13 protein-coding genes are annotated in these 16,524 nt (G+C 65.5%); 2 read left to right on the top strand and 11 right to left on the bottom strand.

All coding sequences use genetic code 11. The features are described 5' to 3' along the window. Window positions 1-91: 91 nt before the first annotated feature. The 7 genes from Q1L50_RS07380 to Q1L50_RS07350 all read right to left on the bottom strand — a co-directional run bounded on the left by Q1L50_RS07380 (window position 92) and on the right by Q1L50_RS07350 (window position 9,170). The gene (locus Q1L50_RS07380; RefSeq protein WP_300337165.1) at window positions 92-271 is read right to left on the bottom strand and encodes a hypothetical protein; all 180 of its coding nucleotides are present in this window, start codon (window positions 269-271) and stop codon (window positions 92-94) included. 1,053 nt (window positions 272-1,324) lie between these two features. Continuing rightward, window positions 1,325-3,568 carry a patatin-like phospholipase family protein gene (locus Q1L50_RS07375; RefSeq protein ID WP_300337164.1) on the bottom strand — a complete coding sequence of 748 codons (2,244 nt, stop codon included), beginning with the start codon at window positions 3,566-3,568 and terminating at the stop codon, window positions 1,325-1,327. A gap of 493 nt (window positions 3,569-4,061) precedes the next feature. Continuing rightward, entirely contained in the window at window positions 4,062-4,316 is a 255-nt protein-coding gene (locus tag Q1L50_RS07370; RefSeq protein WP_300337162.1) for a TIGR02647 family protein, read from the bottom strand. Between the two features lie 73 nt (window positions 4,317-4,389). Beyond that, window positions 4,390-5,952 carry a protein adenylyltransferase SelO gene (locus Q1L50_RS07365; protein ID WP_300337161.1) on the bottom strand — a complete coding sequence of 521 codons (1,563 nt, stop codon included), beginning with the start codon at window positions 5,950-5,952 and terminating at the stop codon, window positions 4,390-4,392. A 63-nt stretch (window positions 5,953-6,015) separates the two neighbouring features. After that, window positions 6,016-7,026 (bottom strand): DUF533 domain-containing protein, encoded by a 1,011-nt coding sequence (locus Q1L50_RS07360; RefSeq protein ID WP_300337159.1) that lies wholly within the window; start codon window positions 7,024-7,026, stop codon window positions 6,016-6,018. A gap of 84 nt (window positions 7,027-7,110) precedes the next feature. Continuing rightward, the gene (locus tag Q1L50_RS07355) at window positions 7,111-8,424 is read right to left on the bottom strand and encodes a HAMP domain-containing sensor histidine kinase (RefSeq protein ID WP_300337157.1); all 1,314 of its coding nucleotides are present in this window, start codon (window positions 8,422-8,424) and stop codon (window positions 7,111-7,113) included. Further along, on the bottom strand, window positions 8,421-9,170 hold the full coding sequence (locus Q1L50_RS07350; RefSeq protein WP_300337156.1) for a response regulator: 750 nt from the start codon (window positions 9,168-9,170) through the stop codon (window positions 8,421-8,423). The genes Q1L50_RS07355 and Q1L50_RS07350 overlap by 4 nt, the downstream gene beginning before the upstream one ends. A gap of 253 nt (window positions 9,171-9,423) precedes the next feature. Between Q1L50_RS07350 and Q1L50_RS07345 the strand changes: the two genes are divergently transcribed. After that, the gene (locus tag Q1L50_RS07345) at window positions 9,424-10,914 is read left to right on the top strand and encodes a wax ester/triacylglycerol synthase family O-acyltransferase (RefSeq protein ID WP_300337154.1); all 1,491 of its coding nucleotides are present in this window, start codon (window positions 9,424-9,426) and stop codon (window positions 10,912-10,914) included. A gap of 50 nt (window positions 10,915-10,964) precedes the next feature. Then, the gene (locus tag Q1L50_RS07340; protein ID WP_300337152.1) at window positions 10,965-11,867 is read left to right on the top strand and encodes an alpha/beta hydrolase; all 903 of its coding nucleotides are present in this window, start codon (window positions 10,965-10,967) and stop codon (window positions 11,865-11,867) included. Window positions 11,868-11,947: 80 nt separating this feature from the next. Here Q1L50_RS07340 and Q1L50_RS07335 read toward each other — a convergent pair whose 3' ends face one another. The 4 genes from Q1L50_RS07335 to Q1L50_RS07320 form a co-directional block, all read right to left on the bottom strand. Further along, window positions 11,948-13,327 (bottom strand): surface-adhesin E family protein, encoded by a 1,380-nt coding sequence (locus Q1L50_RS07335; protein WP_300337150.1) that lies wholly within the window; start codon window positions 13,325-13,327, stop codon window positions 11,948-11,950. Window positions 13,328-13,565: 238 nt separating this feature from the next. Beyond that, a complete protein-coding gene (locus tag Q1L50_RS07330; RefSeq protein WP_300337148.1) occupies window positions 13,566-15,230 on the bottom strand; it encodes a cation acetate symporter in 1,665 nt (554 codons plus the stop codon). Further along, complete coding sequence (locus Q1L50_RS07325; RefSeq protein ID WP_300337146.1) at window positions 15,227-15,547, bottom strand: DUF485 domain-containing protein; 321 nt, start codon at window positions 15,545-15,547, stop codon at window positions 15,227-15,229. Before Q1L50_RS07325 ends, Q1L50_RS07330 begins: the two co-directional genes overlap by 4 nt. Window positions 15,548-15,781: 234 nt before the next feature. Beyond that, window positions 15,782-16,456, bottom strand: a complete 675-nt coding sequence (locus tag Q1L50_RS07320) for a Crp/Fnr family transcriptional regulator (RefSeq protein WP_300337167.1) — start codon at window positions 16,454-16,456, stop codon at window positions 15,782-15,784. Between the last annotated feature and the right edge of the window lie 68 nt (window positions 16,457-16,524).

The raw sequence follows: 16,524 nt of genomic DNA, 5'->3' as shown, positions 1-16,524 counted from the left end.
GCATATAAAATTTTACATCCGTATCAAGGGGATACATACTTTGCCTTGTGCTCGCCTGACGCGCAACCGGCTTCTGGGTCCGCCGATCAATTTATGCCAATGGCGCGTTACGTTGAGAGCATTGCACGCTGACCAGGTTGCCGACCGGGTTCTGGGCCAGCTTGGCCAGTTCCTCGGCGCTCATTTCGGCGATTGCCGGCGCGGCGAGTGCGGTCGCCAGAGCCAGCGAGCCGGCGATCTTGGCCACCTTCGATATCCCCTGCTGCTCCATCGTCGTGCTCCTTGCCTGTTAAAGTGACGCGGTTGTCTGCAGGAGGACCGGCGCCGCCACCGTTGATCGCCGTTCTCGCATCCGGATGTCGGCGCTCCGGTGCTGTTAGCCGTCCGTCACGGCCGGCTGCCATGGTACTCGTCCTGGTCGTTCTTGGCGTCATCGGGCGGATCCTCGCCGACGGGATGAGCAACGTGGCCGATACGCGGTGTCGAGTTTCTCTACATGCGCCCCGCGTTGTCCCCTTCGGCGGCCGTTCGACGCTCTGATTTATTGCCAGGATGCCTTGATGGTCTGGATTCTTCTTCGATCATTTCGGGTCACCAGCTGCTCATTTGTCTTCCAAGAAGATTCAGATGTCGATCAACAAACGTGATGCACGTCCTCTTCGTCATGGCCGGCTTCGGGCTCGGTCCGCGGTTTTGTTCGCGGACGATTTCGATGCGGATTCGGCTGGTTCGACGGGCAATGCGGCGCGATCACCAGCATAGCCACCTTCACCCTGTTGCCTGGGATTTCGCTACCTGCCTGGCGCAGAGGGGTCCGGAAATCCGCGTGGCGGCAGCGCGGATGAGATCGTCTTTGGCTTTGGTGACGCCAGCACCAACGCACTGATCGCCTCCACCAACAGTTTCAGAACTCCTGTGGCACCATTTTTTCGCAAGTGAGCCTGGGTTTCGATCCGGGTAGTGCGTTCAGCGCCCGGCTGGCTTTGAAGATGTTGGCGGCGACAATGTTGGGGCGATCCTGGACGACGTGGTCTTCGGTGACAATTCCACGGGTAATGTTCCGGTGGCGGGTGCCCTGGCGCTGCTTGGCCCTGGGCTTGCCGGGCGCGCGGCCTCTCGTCGCCGCAAGGCGCAACCAGCGTCTGCGTCTGCGAACTCCCTCGCCGCGACCAGCCTGGTTTCTTCGTGTCCGGGTGGTAGCGTCTTTGCAGCCCTGGCCGCCCCCCCCGCGCGGCGCAAGCTGCGGCTGGCGAACAGGCGCCGGATCGGGAGCAAAGTGACAGCGCTGGCCGGCGGTTCGTGCATTCGACTTGCGCCTGACCGCTCAGGGTGTTCCGAGGAACAGGTAGAAATTCGAATAGCCACCGGTCGAGCCGGCGTTCGAGTAACCGTAGCCCAGGTAGACCGGGCCCAGTGGCGTCTCACCACCGAGGTAGATCGCGGCATCCGGGATCCAGCCTTTCAGGGTGGTCTCGGTGAAAGGCCTGCCGACCTTGGCCGCTTCCAGGGCCACCCCCAGACGCAGGTCGCCGCGCAGACCAAGCGGCAGGCGGCCAATGATGCGCTCGGCACGGACGCTGCCGTAGCTGATGTCGTCGCCTTTCAACTGGCCGACGGCAAAGGCGGTCATGTTCAGCATGCCGCCGAGTTGTCCAAGGTCGTAGGTGGGTAGCTGCCCGACGGGTGAGCCCTGGTACGACAGCCGGCTGGCCAGCACCCAGTCGCCGATGCTGAAGTAGCCGCTGGCGCCAGCGTCGAGCCTGCTGTAGCCGTTGGCTTGCGAGTCGAAGTACTTGACGTTGCTCGACCAGCCGCTGGTTGGGAAGTAGAGGCGATCGGTCTGGTCGAAGTCGAGTGCGGTAAACCAGCCGCCAAAGGTCTTCGACTGCTCGGGAAGGATCGGTGATCCAGTCTCCAGCTGGCTTTTCCGAAAGTTTTCCTGCCAGCCGAGACGCGCCTGTCCGAGCAGCCCGATGTTCATTCCGGCGCCCAGCCTGACGCTGGTTTCGCTGATCTTGTACTGGGCGAGTTGATTGTCGTTCTCGTAAATGCCGGTCAATCGGTTCTGATAGTGGACGTTCGCCTCGACAAAGTAGCGCTGGCGGGCGTCAATCGGCTGGTAAAAATCGGCTCCGGCTCCGCTCAAGGAGCCGATCGAACCGTATACCAGGAATTCTCCGCCGAGGCTGTTGAGCCAGGTCTTCTGATAGGCTGCACGAATGCTGTACGTGGAGTCGGTCCGGAAATTGCTGTCGAGGTTGAGACCGAAGCGCAGGTAATCGGGTCCCCAGCTCTTCTCGACCGGCAACACGCGCAGAATGTCACGGTCGCGCAGGGTGGTGGAGTCCAGCGCGTAATCGACTTGTTGGTAGTAGCCGTCGCCATACGCCCGCATCAGATCAGCGTCCACTCTGGCGGGGTCGACCGTGTCGCCTGGTTTGATCTGCAGATAGCGTTCGATCACTGCCGGGTTGACCAGCCTGAGTCCGGCGATCTGCACTTCGCCAACCCGCGGTGCCGCGCGCATCGGGGGCTGAACCTGCTCTACCCAGGCGGCGTAAGCGGTTTCACTGACCGCCAGCGCGCGCAGGCGATCGGCGACCGCTTCGGTCGCGGCAACGCCGCGATCCGCGGTTTCCGAGCTGCGTTTGAAATCGCCGGCGGTAATCCCATCGAGATCGGGCTTGATGTAGATGTCGGTCGGTTTGAGCGTCGCCAGCGACCGTGTGACATTCTGTTCGGTCAGGATGTTGACCATCTGCGCCGAAACGCTCAGCAGGCCGCTGATGTCCTCGGCTTTGAGCAACGGCGAGCCGACGTTGACCGCGATGATCACGTCGGCCTGACAGCGTTGGCGGGCTTCGTCGATCGGCACGTTGTCGACCAGGCCGCCGTCGACCAGTTTCTTGCCGTCGCTTTCGACCGGCGCCATCAGGCCGGGGACCGACATGCTGGCGCGCATCGCGTTCGACAGGCTGCCCTCGCGAAAGACCACTTTGTCGCCGCCGACGATGTCGGTGGCGATGATCGATAGCGGTAGCGGCAGGGCCTCAATTTCGCGCTCACCGAGATAATCGCGAACCAGTGTGTTGAAGAACAGTTTGATCTTCTGCCCCATGACGATCCCGGGCTGACCCTTCACGCCCTGCGGACCGATACCGGTCTCCGAACCCGGCAGGAAGCGCTTGTCCAGCACCTTCTTGCGAAAATTCTGCTGGTCCAGCGGTGGGTCGTCGCGGAACAGGTCGTCCCAGTCGGCCTCTGCCAGCTTGCTGCGCATCGTTGATGGTGGCAGGCCGCTGGCGTATACGCCAGCAACCAGGGCACCCATGCTGGTGCCGGCGACGCAGTCGACCGGTACGCGCAGTTTTTCGAGCACTTCGAGAACACCGATATGCGCTGCGCCGCGCGCGCCACCGCCGCCGAGCACCAGACCGACACGCGGCCTGGCGAGGTCGCCCGCCGCCTGCGCTGCTGCGGCGCAGGCGCCAGAAAAAAGCATGCCGGCGACGATCAGCACGCGCCACGGCGTGCTGCTGGCCAGCCAAACCCCTTGACCTGCACTCACTTTCCACTCCTTGCCGGCACCAGGCCAGAAAAAAACCGCGCCGGCCGTCAGGTCCAGGCGCGAGAACCCTGCCATCGCGCAGCGCAACCGACGGCTATTGTTTCACCGATTGGTTCAACTCCGCGTCGGGAAGGTAAGCGACGTTTCCCAAGTCGGCTTGCAGGACGGTGCCCTGGCCTGGCGGAACTTGTCTCTGCGATGATCACCCTTGGGCTGTCCGCCGCCGGTTGCGCGCCCTGCCGTCAGCGACGTGACCATCCCCGCCATGGGGTATCGCCACCACCAGCGGGTGGATTTCATTCCTGCGCGCCCCCCGGTGACTGATCCCGACCTGTTCTGCCGGCGCCCTCTGGCGGCACACGGGCGAGCCGCGATGCTGATTGAGGCGTCGATTGTACATGCCTGGTGGTGCGATTTCGTGAACGCCGCCTGCACCGGCCCGGCGAAGCGCTCTCTGGCGCAGCTCTGGTCGTCTTCGCGCCCGGCGCGGCGCTTACTCCTTGATCGCGACCTGGACCGAGGTGAGAATCGTCAGGGCGGCCTGCGCGTGTTCGGCCGCGTCTCGGCCGAGGCCGGTGAGATAGCCGCCATCCATCTGCGTGACCAGTCCCTTGCGATGCAGCCGCAGGGTGGCGGCGATGATCTGGGGATCGGCGATCTTGTGGATCTTGATGCCCTGCTGGGTGTTTGCCAGATCGAAGCGGACCAGGGTATTGAGCTCATTGACCAGATCGGGCGTGAAGGGCATGGCAAGTCCTCGTTCGGTGAAGGCAGCGTTGATCTCCGGGGCTCCATTCTAGCGCGAGCCGCGGCCGGCGCTGTCAGGAGCTGCACGAGAGCATCGAGCAGCCCGCCTTGTGTCGCGCCCAGTCGGGCCGTTTGGCGCTGAAGGCGTCGCGCCCGGGTTGCTCGTCGTAGGGGTGGCGGAGGACCTCGAGCAGTTCGTGAAGCATCCCGGTATCGCCCTGTTCGGCGCGGTCGATGGCTTCCTGCGCCAGATAGTTGCGCAGCACGAAGCGCGGGTTGACCTGGTTCATCGCGGCGACGCGCTGCGCGGCAGGCTGCCCGTCCTGCCGCAAGCGAGCGGCGTAGCGCGCCAGCCAGCGCGAGAGTTCGGGCGAGTATCGATCGCGGAGTTCGGCACGGTAGAAGGCGTGGTGTACAACGTCCGGGTCCGGCCGGTTGATATCCAGCTGCGCCAGCTGGCGGAAGAACGAGGTCATGTCGGTCTCCGCCAGACGCATCAGTTCGAAAAGGTCGTCGAGCAACTCGCCGTCGTCATGAGTCCAGCCGAGAAAACCGAGCTTGCCGGCGAATGCCGTGCAGAACTCGTCCGAGTAGAGGGCATCGTAGCGCTCGATGCCGCTGCCCAGATCGTCGGGCGTCGGCAGCAGGGGCGCCAGGGCGTTGGCCAGTCTTTCGAGATTCCAGCGGGCGATCGCCGGCTGCCGGGCAAAGCAGTAGCGTCGGCTGGAGGCGTCGGTGGTATTCGGCGTCCAGCCCGGATCGAAGTTGTCGACCCAACCGTAGGGACCGTAGTCGATGGTCAGGCCGACGACCGACATGTTGTCGGTATTCATCACCCCGTGCACGAAGCCGACGCGCAGCCAGTGCGCCATCAGGCGGGCCGTGCGCTCGCAGACCTCGGTGAACCAGGCGCGCAGCCGCTGCTCCGGTGCGAGCGCCCGAGCAGCCAACCCGGGGAAGTCGCGGGCGATGGTGAAGTCGACCAACCGGTGCAGCAGTTCGCGTTCGCCGCGGGCGGCGAGCAGCTCGAAATGTCCGAAGCGGGTGAACGATGGCGCCACGCGGCAGACCACCGCACCCGGCTCGGCAACTGGATGGCCGTCGTAGAACATGTCGCGAACGACTGTTTCGCCGGTGCCGACGAGACTCAGCGCGCGCGTCGTCGGCACGCCGAGGTGATGCATCGCCTCGCTGCAGAGAAACTCTCGCAGCGACGAGCGCAGGACCGCGCGCCCGTCGGCCCGGCGCGCGTAAGGGGTCGGGCCGGCGCCCTTGAGCTGCAGTTCAAAGCGCTGCCCGTCGCGGTTGATCGCTTCACCGAGCATGATCGCCCGGCCGTCGCCGAGCTGGCCGGCCCACTGTCCGAACTGATGGCCGCCGTAGCAGGTCGCGTAGGCGACCATTCCGGGCAACAGTGCGTTGCCGGCCAGCGCGGCGAGCAGTTGCGGCGTGGCCATCGCCTCGTCGTCGAGATCAAGCGCCGCGGCCACCTCGCGCGAATGGGCGAGCAGCGTCGGCGCAGCGACCGGCGTCGGGGTCACCGGCGACCAGCACGCGCCGAAGACCTGTCGCGGTACGTTGCCGTGCTGGGTGTCACCCGGCAACTCGCGCACGAAACGGTTATCGAAGGTCAGCATCCGTGGCCGTGGCTGCTGGCCGGCTGGAGGTGGCCAGGTGTCGGGCAGCGCGCAGCCATCCAGTCAACCCTGCCTGACCAGGTCGACGATCTTTGCGCTGTCCAGCGACCTGGCCCTGGCCTGCATTTCGGGCAGATAGCGGTCGTGCAGGCTCCTGGCTTCCCCGACCATGTCGTCGAAGGCCTCGCGCAGCATCTGCGTCGAGAAGCTGCGCCCGCCGGCGTAGTAGCGTCTGGCAACGTGGCCCAGGGCGTAGGTGGTGGCGAAACTCATCCCCGAGCTGACCGCCTGCTTGCCAAGGCCGCGCAGGATGCCGCCGCCGACCTTGCCGAGCAGGCCGCCGAGCAGCTTGCGCCCGGCCTGTTCGAGATACTGCGACGTCAGCCCGACGCCGACGGTGGCCAGGAAGTCCTTGATATGCCCGCGGTCGAGTTCGAAACCGCTGGACTTGCCGATGCGATAGACCAGCTTCATCTGCAGCGGGATGATGGCCATCGTAGACAGCGATTCCGGGAGGAGCTCGAGGGCACCGTTGAGGATCGCGGCATTGAGGATGATCTTGTCCATCTCGGCGTCGCTGATCGTCGACGCAGATCCGGCGGGGCCGGCTGCCGGCGCAGGCGCCGGCTTTGTCTTGGCGCTGCCGGAGCCGCTTCCCCACGCTTCCGCCTCGTCTTCGGTGCCGACCGCTGCTACCGGCAGAGTGGCGATCGCTTCGGCTCGCCGGCTGTAGGCTGCCGACTGCTGCGCGTCGAGCGCCAGGGCATTGCGCAGTTCGCCGAGAAAAGCCTGCTCGGCAGCGGACTGCACGGCGTCGGCGTCGCACACGCAGACCGCCATTTCAAAGGCCAGCTGCCGCGCCTCGGGTGTCGTCAGCGCCGCCGCCGTGTCAGCCAGCGAGACGCGCTTGAGCAGCACGTCCTGGTACAGCGCAGCGAGATTGATCGATCCTTCGCCAGTCAGCGCGTCGGCGATGCGCTTGATCTCGGCACGCTCGGACTCGTCCTTGTGTCCGTCGGCAAAGGCCGCCATCAGGCTGATGGCGAGGATTGCTTGCTGCTCGTGCTCGTTCATGGGTGGTTTCTCCGGTGAAGTGGCTTTGGGCACGGCGAGTATCGAGAAGTTTCACGCCGCAAGCAAGGCACCGCGCGGCGCCGGTCAGCGCGTCGGCAGACGCACGGTCACGCTCAGGCCGCCGCCAGCGGCATCGCCGAGCACGACCTCGCCGCCGCAGGCGGCCGCGATTCGCCGCACGATCGCCAGCCCCAGCCCGCAGCTGCCGTTAGTTGCGCGCGCGGGTTCGAGCTGGGCAAAGGGCTCCAGCGCCCGCTCGCGATGGCTGTCGGCGATTCCCGGTCCGTGGTCCCGGACGCATAGCGTGGCCAGCGCGTCGCCGGCCGTCCGCAGCACGACTTCGACCGGCGGCGCGCCATGCTGCAGCGCATTGTCGATCAGGTTGTCGAGCAGTCGCTGCAGATTGCCGGCGGCGATCGCGACCTGGCACGCTGCCGCGGCCTCGCTGACGGTCAACTCGACCGGCCGACCGAGTTCGCGTTGGCGAGCGACTTCGTCGCGCAGCAGGGCGGCGATAGCCACCGGCGCAGGTGCCGCGGCGATTCCCTCGCTGCGCAGGAAGCCCAGGCACTGACCGACGATCCGCTCCATGTCGTCAATGTCGCGGGCCAGGCCGGCGCGTTCGGAATCGTTTTCGAGCAGCGCCAGGCGCAGCCGCAAGCGGGCCAGCGGTGCCCGCAGGTCGTGCGTCAGACCGGCGAGCATTTCTCGCCGCTCGGCGGCGATGCTGGCCAGCTGCTCCAGCATGGTGTTGTGGCGTTCGGCCAGGCGCCTGACTTCACGCGGACCGCCAGGCGTCACCTTGCGCGCAGCGCCGTCACCGGTTGCTGCGACCGCTTCGCCGAGCCGGGCCAGTGGGCCGACGATGCCCTTGACGAACGCCCCGGCAATCAGCAGCACCGCCGCCAGGGTGATCGCCAGACCGAGCCAAAGGTCGGTGGGCAGCGCCTGCGGTTCGAAGCGCGGCGACGGCAGGATCAGCCACCAGCGCTCGTTGACGGCCATGAAGCCGATCCACAGGCCGCCGCGGGGACCGAGCCGAATGTGCACCGGCTCGCCAAGCCGGTCGGCAAGGTCGGCGGCAAGGCGATCGGCAAAGTGGAATTGCGGTTGATCGTCCGGCACGCTGCTGTCGTCCGGACGCAACAGCAGGTCGTGTGCGCCATGATCGGCGGCGAGGCGCCGACGGCTCTCGTCGTCGAGGCGTGGCAGAACGATCTGCAGCAGGTGCATCTGGCCGGCGATCAGCTGCACCGTCTGGCTGACGTGCGAGTTGCGCCGAAAATGGCCGATCAGGGAGAAGGTCGCGGCCTCGGCGGCGACGATCACCGCGATGACCAGCAATACGGTTCGACCCGCGAACGACGAAGGGATCAGCCGCGGCAGTAGGCGCCTCATCGGTCGCTACTGAGCGCGCGATCCGGACTGGCGCCGCTCTTGGCATCGGGAACAAAGACATAACCGACACCCCACACCGTCTGCAGGTAGCGGGGATGCGCGGGATCGACCTCGATCACGCGGCGCAGGCGGTGGATCTGGACATCGATCGCGCGGTCGAAGGATTCGGTCGTTTCCCCGCGGGTCAACTCGAGCAGGCGCTCGCGCTTCATTGGCCGCGCGGCGTTGCCGACCAGCGCGTTCAGCAAGGCGAATTCGCCGCTCGTCAGTGGCACCAGGCGCCCCTTGGTGGACAACTGGCGGGCGTTCCGGTCGAGCCGCCACTCGCCAAAAGTCAGCACGCCGTCGCCGGTATCCGGCGTCGTCGGCGAGCGGCCGGCGCGGCGCAGCACGGCCTCGATGCGGGCGATCAGTTCGCGCGGATCGAAGGGTTTGCCGAGGTAATCGTCGGCGCCGCTGTTCAGGCCAAGCACCCGATCAGCGGCTTCGTCGCGGGCGGTGAGCATGATCACCGGCAGCGTCTCGCCGCGGGCCCGCAGGCGTCGGCAGGCGGCGAGGCCATCTTCACCGGGGAGCATCAGGTCGAGAACCAGCAGTTGCGGCTGGTAGCGCGCGAGGAAGGCGTCGAGTTGGCCGCTGTCGGGCAGCAGCAGGGTGTCGAAGCCATGCCGGCCAAGGTAGGTGGCGAGCAGCTGGCGCAACTCGGCGTCGTCGTCGATCACAAGAATCTTTTTCATGGTTTTCATCACTCTGGCCACGCCTGTCATTCTATGCCGTCAGGCGATATCGGCTGGCTGCAGGAGAAAATTTACAGCGCGCTGCGCCAGCGACGAAGTCGGCTGGCCGGTGTCCGATGGCCGCGGGCGTGACGCGGCCAGGCCTCGGCCCCCGGGCGGTCATGGCTGCTGCCAGAAGCTTCCCACAGGGCGTCGAGCGGGATACAGTCGTACCGGGAGCGGGTCGGGCCGGGGCAACGATGAGGGGCGAGCGATGCGAGTCATGAGTTGGCTGGACGGCGCTTTTCTGCACCTGGAAACGCCGGCAACACCGATGCACGTGGCCGCGCTGTATCTGCTCGACGCGCCGGTTGCAGCGACAGCGGACTTTGCCGGCGAAGTCCGTCGCCAACTGGCGCCGCGGCTGGCGTTGGCACCGTTCTTCCGGGCCCGTCTGGCGCCGATGCCGCTGCAGTTTGCCAATCCGGTCTGGATCGACGGCGGCAGCCCCGATTTTTCCTATCACCTGCGCCACGTCGTGCTGCCCGACGCGGCGGGCTTCGCCGAGCTCGAAGCTTGTGTCGGAGCGCTCCACGAGACGCTGCTCGATCATCGCTACCCGCTGTGGGAACTGACCATCATCGAAGGGCTGCGGTGTGGGCCAGCCGGTCAACTCGGCCTGTACCTGAAAATTCATCACGCCGCGCTCGACGGCGTCTCCGGGGTAGCATTGCTCGGTGCTCTTTTCGATCCGACAGCGGTGCCAGGAGAAGTCCCGGTGGACTGGCGCGAGCGCGCCGGTGTGGGCGAAACATCGAGTACCGCAGAGCGGCTGGGCGCCGCCGTTCGGCAGACGGCCAGCCAGTGCGGCAAGCTGGCCGGGCAGCTGCCAGGCGCAGTGAAGCTGCTGGCCGGAATGCTCGGGCGGGCGGCGAAGGGTGATCGAAGCGGTATCCGGCAGAGTCTTGCGCTGGGCCCGAAAACACCGCTGAACGTACCGATCCAGGGCGGGCGGGGCTTTGCCGCGGTGTCGCTGCCACTGGCCGGGGTCAGGAAAATCGCCGAGCAGCAGCAGGCGACGGTCAACGATGTCGTACTGACCATCTGTGGTTCTGCGCTGCGCGGCTACCTGCGCGAGCACGGCGGCCTGCCGCGCAAGTCGCTGATCGCCACCATGCCGGTGTCGCTGCGCGCCGCGGGCAATACCGAGACCACTATCCAGGCGACGCTGACGCTGGTCAGGCTGGCCACCGACGAGGCCGATCCGCTGCGGCGACTGCATGCGGTGCGCGCTGCGGCCGGTGCTGCCAAGGCCTTGACGACGCAGGCCAGGTCGGTCATCCCGACCGATTTCCCGTCGATCGGGGCGCCCTGGATACTGCGCGTGCTGGCTTCGCTGTATGGTCGCTCGGGGCTGGCGAAAACCTTGCCGCCGCTGGCCAACCTGGCGATTTCCAATGTGCCGGGGCCGCGGCAGCCGCTCTACCTGGCGGGCGGCCGGGTCCGCGCCTGCTGGCCCGTGAGCATCGTCGTGCATGGCCTGGGCCTCAATATCACCGTCTTCAGCTATTGCGATTCGCTGGACATCGGTTTGACCGTCGCCAGCAACGCCGTTCCGGACGTCGCGTCACTGGCGCAGGATTTGCAGCACGCCTATGCGGAGCTGGCGCGATTGTCGGACGAGGCGGCGGCTGCCGGTGCGCCTCGGCCGCGAGCGCGCCGGCACCCGGCGGGTCGGGCAGCGAGACCGCCAGTTGGCGGCGGGCAGCGGTGAGGGGCAGCGTCGAGCGGCCGGGCGGGAGCGCGGCCAACGCCCCGCCTGCGTTGGCCGAAGAAGCTTTCGTCCGTGCCAACGGTATCGAGATCTGTTACCAGAGCCTGGGCGATCCCGGCGCGCCGGCAATCCTGCTGATCATGGGACTCGGCATGCAACTGGTCGCCTGGCCCGACGCTTTCTGCATCGGTCTGGTGGAAAGGGGTTTTCGCGTGGTTCGCTTCGACAACCGCGATGCCGGCCATTCAACGCGAATCGACTGGCGCCAGCGGCCGGCAGTCCTGCTGGCCGTGGTGCGTGGCGTGCTCGGGCTGGCGGTTCCTTCGCCGTACCGCTTGAGCGATATGGCTGACGACGCAGTCGGCCTGCTCGACGCACTGGAGATCGAAGCTGCACACGTCGTCGGGGCGTCGATGGGCGGAATGATCGCCCAGAGCATGGCCGCGCGTCACGCGCAGCGCGTGTTGAGCCTGACCTCGATCATGTCGTCGAGCGGCAACTGGCGCGTCGCCTTCGGCAAGCCGGCAGCATTGCGCGAGCTGCTTCGCCGGCCGGCCAGGCCGGATGATCCTGACAGTCGGCTTGAGCAGCTGGTGCGCGTTTTCCGGGTCATCGGCAGTCCCGGGTATCCCGCGGACGAGGGCGAGTTGCGCCGGCAGCTCGAACGCGGTATCCGGCGGGCGTATTACCCGGCGGGACAGCTTCAGCAGTTGCTGGCGATCATCGCCGCCGGCGATCGGCGCCAGGAGCTGGCGCGAATACGCGTGCCGACCCTGGTCATTCACGGCGCCGACGACCCGCTGCTGCCGGTGGCAGCGGGCCGCGATACGGCCAGGCACATTGCCGGCGCGCGGCTGCAGATCATTCCGGGAATGGGGCACGACTTGCCGCCAGCTGTGCAGGCGCTGCTGCTGGAAGCGATCGTCGGGCACTGCCGAGCGCTGAACGGCTGATTGCCGAAGTTTCGTTACCATCGGCCAGAGCCGGGCACGGCTGCTCGCCGGGCTGCCAGGCCGCAGCGCTCAGCGCAATTTCAACGCGACTCCTTGATCATCCGGGAGAACTTGGGTTGCACTGGCCGGGCGTTGTGCGGGTAGAGCCGCGAGAAGATCTTCAGCTGCTCGGGCGACAGCTTCTGCGTCTCCTTGAGGACCAGCCAGAGGACGTCTTCGGTGCACGGCGGGGTGGTCAGCGAACCCATGTAGGTGTAGTAGCTGCGGGTTTCGGGCAGTAGTTGCGCGACGTCGATGGCCTGGTTCGGCGGCGCCACATAGCGATTCTTCTCGAGCGGCAGGTTGTTCCACACGGTCTGGATCAGCGGGTTCTCGATGCCGTGTTCGAGCAGCACGGCGACCACCGCGAGCTGGCCGTCCTCGGACTTATGGACCAGGTGGATGACCATGTCGAAGCTTTGGCCGTTGATCCGCTCTTCGGACGGACGGTGGAAATGGAACTGGACCAGATCGTAGGTCTTGCCGAGCAAGGCGAGATTGCTGCCGCCGACCTCGACCTGCACCGTATGGCCGTTGTCGATGACCCGAAACTCGGACGGCCGATAGCTGAAGCGGATCGGTTCCAGGTCGACCCGAAAGCCGTCGCGAATATCGATCGGCGATTGCCGTTCGCCAGTTTCGCAGAGCGCATACCCTGGCTTCAGCTTGCCCCAGTTCTCCGGACGGCCTTCACCCTCGTAGGCCCAGCGGATGTCGGCGTGCGCATAGGCGGCGATCAGATCGGCATGGTCGATGGCCGATGCCGCGAATCGGGAAGCGGCGTGTCTGGGCCGCGCGGTGGCGGCAATCGCTGGCGCCGGCGGCGCGGCGTGATCGCGGCCGACCGGCTTGGCGACCGCAGCCGGGGCGGCCTCGGGGGAGCTCTTTTCGGCGGCCAGCGTTTGCAGGTTGGCGCGCTTCACTTCCTTCCGGATCAGCGCCTCATTGGCTCGGCGCAGCTCGCCGGCAGCCTCGCTGACCTTGTCGGCGGTCTTTCTCGCGGCCATTGCAGCTTCGTTTCCCGGCTTCGGGCGGCAGGCTTCGCGCAGCAGCTTGTCGTCGAGCATTCCGGTCCGTACCGGCATTTCGATCTGGACCTTGACTTCCTCTTCGCGAAGCAGTTCGCCTTCGTCCTTGAAGTAGCTTCGCTTGAGCGTGCTGTAACTGCGCGACGCGCAGTCGTAGCGGTTGATCGCCTCGACGATCCGGTACGACGACGAGGTTCTCGGGTCGACGATCGGTTTTTCGAGGATGATCCGTCCGTGTGCCTCGGTCTTGCCGTTGTCGACCTTCCGGATGCTGGCACGATCGATCTCGACGCGCCTGCCAGGTTCGGCAGATACGAGCTGCCAGGTGGCCGCCGCCGGAGAAGGCAGAATGGCCACCAGGCACATGGCAAGAAGCCGGAAGTGAGGATGCATGCGGGATTCCCTTGGGCGGCGCTTGGTATCACTTCTTTCACGGACAATGGTCGTGGAACTTTAGCCGATTTCGCCAACACCCCACCCGACCGGTCCGCCAGGGTCGCGGCGGGAACCTGTTCGCGAGGACCGGCGCTGCCCCGGGGAGGCAGTCGAAAGCACGATGCCCGGGCGAAAAAAAACCCTGGCGGGCTTGTCGCACCGCCAGGGTTGCAGCTCTGTGCTGCCTGACGACTACCTAGTGGCTGGCACCGGAAGCGCCGAAACCGGTCTGCGCGCGCACGTACTGGTCTTCGAACGCGTCCCGCTCCTTCGCGGCACGGGCACTGCTGTCCGTAACCGAGAAAATGTAGGCCAGGATGAAGGCGATCGGCATGGCGAACAGCGCCGGCTGCGTGTAGGGGAACAAGGCAGCCTTGTTGTGCAGGACGTCCACCCATACCGATGAAGAGAAGAGCACGAACAGCACGGCGGAAATGACGCCGCCGTAACCGCCCCACAGCGCACCGCGAGTGGTCAGGCCCTTCCAGTACATCGACAGGATCAGGACCGGGAAGTTGGCCGCGGCGGCGACCCCGAAGGCCAGGCCGACCATGAACGCGATGTTCATCTTCTCGAACATGATGCCCAGGATGATCGCCAGGAAGCCGAGGGCGATGGTGGCGATCCGCGAAACCTTGATCTCCTCCTTGTCGGTGGCTTCGCCTTTTCTGATCACGCGCGCGTAGATGTCGTGGGCGATTGCCGAAGCACCGGCCAGCGCCAGACCCGAGACGACTGCCAGGATGGTCGCGAAAGCAACCGCCGCCAGGAAACCGAGCAGCATGTTGCCGCCGACCGCGTGGGCCAGATGCATGGCGACCATGTTGCCGCCGCCGATCAGCTTCCCGCCGACTACACCGCCCTCGAAGTACTCGGGGTTCTGGCCGACCAGCAGGACCGCAACCAGACCCATCAGGAAGATGACGTTGAAGAAGAAGCCGACGAAGCCCGAAGCGTAGAGCACCGACTTGCGCGCTTCCTTGGCGTTGCCGACGGTGAAGAAGCGCATCAGGATGTGCGGCAGGCCGGCGGTACCGAACATCAGGCCAAGACCGAGCGAGATCGCGGTGACCGGGTCGGAGAGCAGGCTGCCCGGCGTCATCAGCGCACCACCCAGCTTATGTACTGCCGTCGCCTTCTCGAGCAGCGTGGTCAGCGAAAAGCCGAACTGCGAGAAGCCGAGGATCAGCACCAGCGTGCCACCGAAAAGCAGCAGGCAGGCCTTGATGATCTGCACCCAGGTCGTCGCCACCATGCCACCGACGGTGACATAGACCATCATCAGCAGGCCGACGACGAAGATCGCGACGTTGTACTCGAGGCCGAAGAGCAGCTTGATCAACTGCCCGGCGCCGACCATCTGGGCGATCAGGTAGAAGACCACCACCACCAGCGACGAAATCGCCGCCATGGTGCGTACGCTGGGGTCGAGGCGATACGAGGTGATGTCGGAAAAGGTGAAGCGACCCAGATTACGCAGCCGTTCGGCCATCAGGAAGAGGATGATCGGCCAGCCCGCGAAAAACGCCATCATGTAGATGTAGGCGTCGTAGCCGCGGCTGAAGGTCATCGCCGTCAGGCCCAGCAGGGTCGCCGCCGACATGTAGTCGCCGGCGATCGCCAGGCCGTTCTGGAAGCCGGTGATGCCACCGCCGGCGGTATAGAAGTCGGCCGTGGACTTGGTTCGGCCGGCCGCCCAGTAGGTGATCCCCATGGTCAGCGTCACGAAGATGATGAACATGATGATCGCATGCCAGTTGGTGGGCTGCGTCTGGATTTCGCCTTGCAGCGCGGGGCCGGCGGCGGCGGCGATGCCGGAGAACGCCAGCAGGGCGAGTGCCGTTGTAAGTCGCTTGATCATTTGGTCTCCTTCTGGGCTTCTTTGATGATCTCGGCCGTCAGGTCGTCGAATTCGCCGTTGGCACGACGGACGTACAGCAGCGTCAGCAGCCAGAAGAAGACGAACATGACCATTTCGACGGTGTAGCCGATGGCCCACAGCGATCCCTCGGCGATCGGTTGTCCGAGCATCTTGGGGTTGAAGGCGATCAACATGAAGAAGCCATAGAAAATGATCAGCACGATGGCTGACAGGGTCCAGGCGAAGCTTCCTCGCTTGGTGACCAGTTCGTGGAACTTGGGATTCCGCCTGAGTCGGTCGTAAATTATGCTGCTCATGTCTGCTATTCCTCCTGTTTTGTCTTGCAAAAAAGTTCTGGGACCAATTTTCAAAGTGTTGTCAAGACCACCCCTCGGGGCGCCGAATACTAACCCAGATCGAAAGGGCGTTCAATCCCGCGTGTCGGAGCCCAGTGCGGCCGCTTGCCGAGAGGAAATTGGCGGCTTCGTCGGCGACGGCCACTCGGGGTGGCGGTGCGGCGGCTGCGCCGAACGCGGGCCAGCCAAGGTGCTCTATGCGCCGAAGCTGCGGAGCCGGTTCAGGTCGAGGATGGTGAGGGTGCCGTAATCGGCGCTCAGCAGCCCGGCCTGTTCGAGCTTCTGCAGCGCCTGGTTGACCCGCTGGCGCGAGATGCCGACCAGCAGGCCGATCTCTTCCTGCGAAATCCGGAGTTCGAGGCTGCTGCCGGGGTAGAGCAGCGGATTGAACATCGACGCCAGGCAGCGGGCCAGCCGGGCGTCGGTATCAAGCAGGCGTTCGTGTTCGAGGATGCCGATGAACTGACCCAGGCGCTCGTTGAGCTGGATCAGCAGAAAGCGGTTGAAGGCGATGCTGTGGTCGAGCAGGTGCTGGAACCGGCTGCGCTTCATGTAGGCGATCCGCGACTCGCGCAGGGCGATCACGTCGTAGCGGCGCGGTTCGTCTTTCATCAGCGAGCCTTCGCCGAACCAGCTGCCGTTCGACAGGCCCAGGAAGCTGGTGGTTTTTCCGGTACTCCAGTTGCTGGCCATCTTGACCAGTCCGTCGACCACCCCCAGCCAGTGTTCCACCGCTTCGCCCTTCATGCACACGTAGCCGCCGGCGGGAACTGTCTGCAGCGTGATGTCGTTCTTGACGCAAGCAAGCTCATCGACCGACAGTCGTCGCGCCCAGCATGACGCTTGCAGCATTTCGTCGAGTGTTTGCATCGCCGAGGAATCGCGAAAAATGAAGGGGATTGTCTCACGGACGACAATTCCCGGTCGTGAGCGCGCAT

Source organism: Accumulibacter sp. (assembly GCF_029255145.1).
Classification (GTDB): domain Bacteria; phylum Pseudomonadota; class Gammaproteobacteria; order Burkholderiales; family Rhodocyclaceae; genus Accumulibacter.
The sequence above is the reverse complement of the archived record's forward strand: the minus strand, read 5'-3'. Positions and strand labels throughout refer to the sequence as shown.

What these genes read in the sequence shown, in the direction of transcription:
- Q1L50_RS07365 (WP_300337161.1), bottom strand. Translation starts at nt 5,952, where the DNA reads ATGCTGACCTTCGATAACCGTTTCGTGCGCGAGTTGCCGGGTGACACC.
- Q1L50_RS07325 (WP_300337146.1), bottom strand. Translation starts at nt 15,547, where the DNA reads ATGAGCAGCATAATTTACGACCGACTCAGGCGGAATCCCAAGTTCCAC.
- Q1L50_RS07350 (WP_300337156.1), bottom strand. Translation starts at nt 9,170, where the DNA reads ATGAAAACCATGAAAAAGATTCTTGTGATCGACGACGACGCCGAGTTG.
- Q1L50_RS07355 (WP_300337157.1), bottom strand. Translation starts at nt 8,424, where the DNA reads ATGAGGCGCCTACTGCCGCGGCTGATCCCTTCGTCGTTCGCGGGTCGA.
- Q1L50_RS07370 (WP_300337162.1), bottom strand. Translation starts at nt 4,316, where the DNA reads ATGCCCTTCACGCCCGATCTGGTCAATGAGCTCAATACCCTGGTCCGC.
- Q1L50_RS07330 (WP_300337148.1), bottom strand. Translation starts at nt 15,230, where the DNA reads ATGATCAAGCGACTTACAACGGCACTCGCCCTGCTGGCGTTCTCCGGC.
- Q1L50_RS07335 (WP_300337150.1), bottom strand. Translation starts at nt 13,327, where the DNA reads ATGCATCCTCACTTCCGGCTTCTTGCCATGTGCCTGGTGGCCATTCTG.
- Q1L50_RS07320 (WP_300337167.1), bottom strand. Translation starts at nt 16,456, where the DNA reads ATGCAAACACTCGACGAAATGCTGCAAGCGTCATGCTGGGCGCGACGA.
- Q1L50_RS07380 (WP_300337165.1), bottom strand. Translation starts at nt 271, where the DNA reads ATGGAGCAGCAGGGGATATCGAAGGTGGCCAAGATCGCCGGCTCGCTG.
- Q1L50_RS07345 (WP_300337154.1), top strand. Translation starts at nt 9,424, where the DNA reads ATGAGTTGGCTGGACGGCGCTTTTCTGCACCTGGAAACGCCGGCAACA.
- Q1L50_RS07360 (WP_300337159.1), bottom strand. Translation starts at nt 7,026, where the DNA reads ATGAACGAGCACGAGCAGCAAGCAATCCTCGCCATCAGCCTGATGGCG.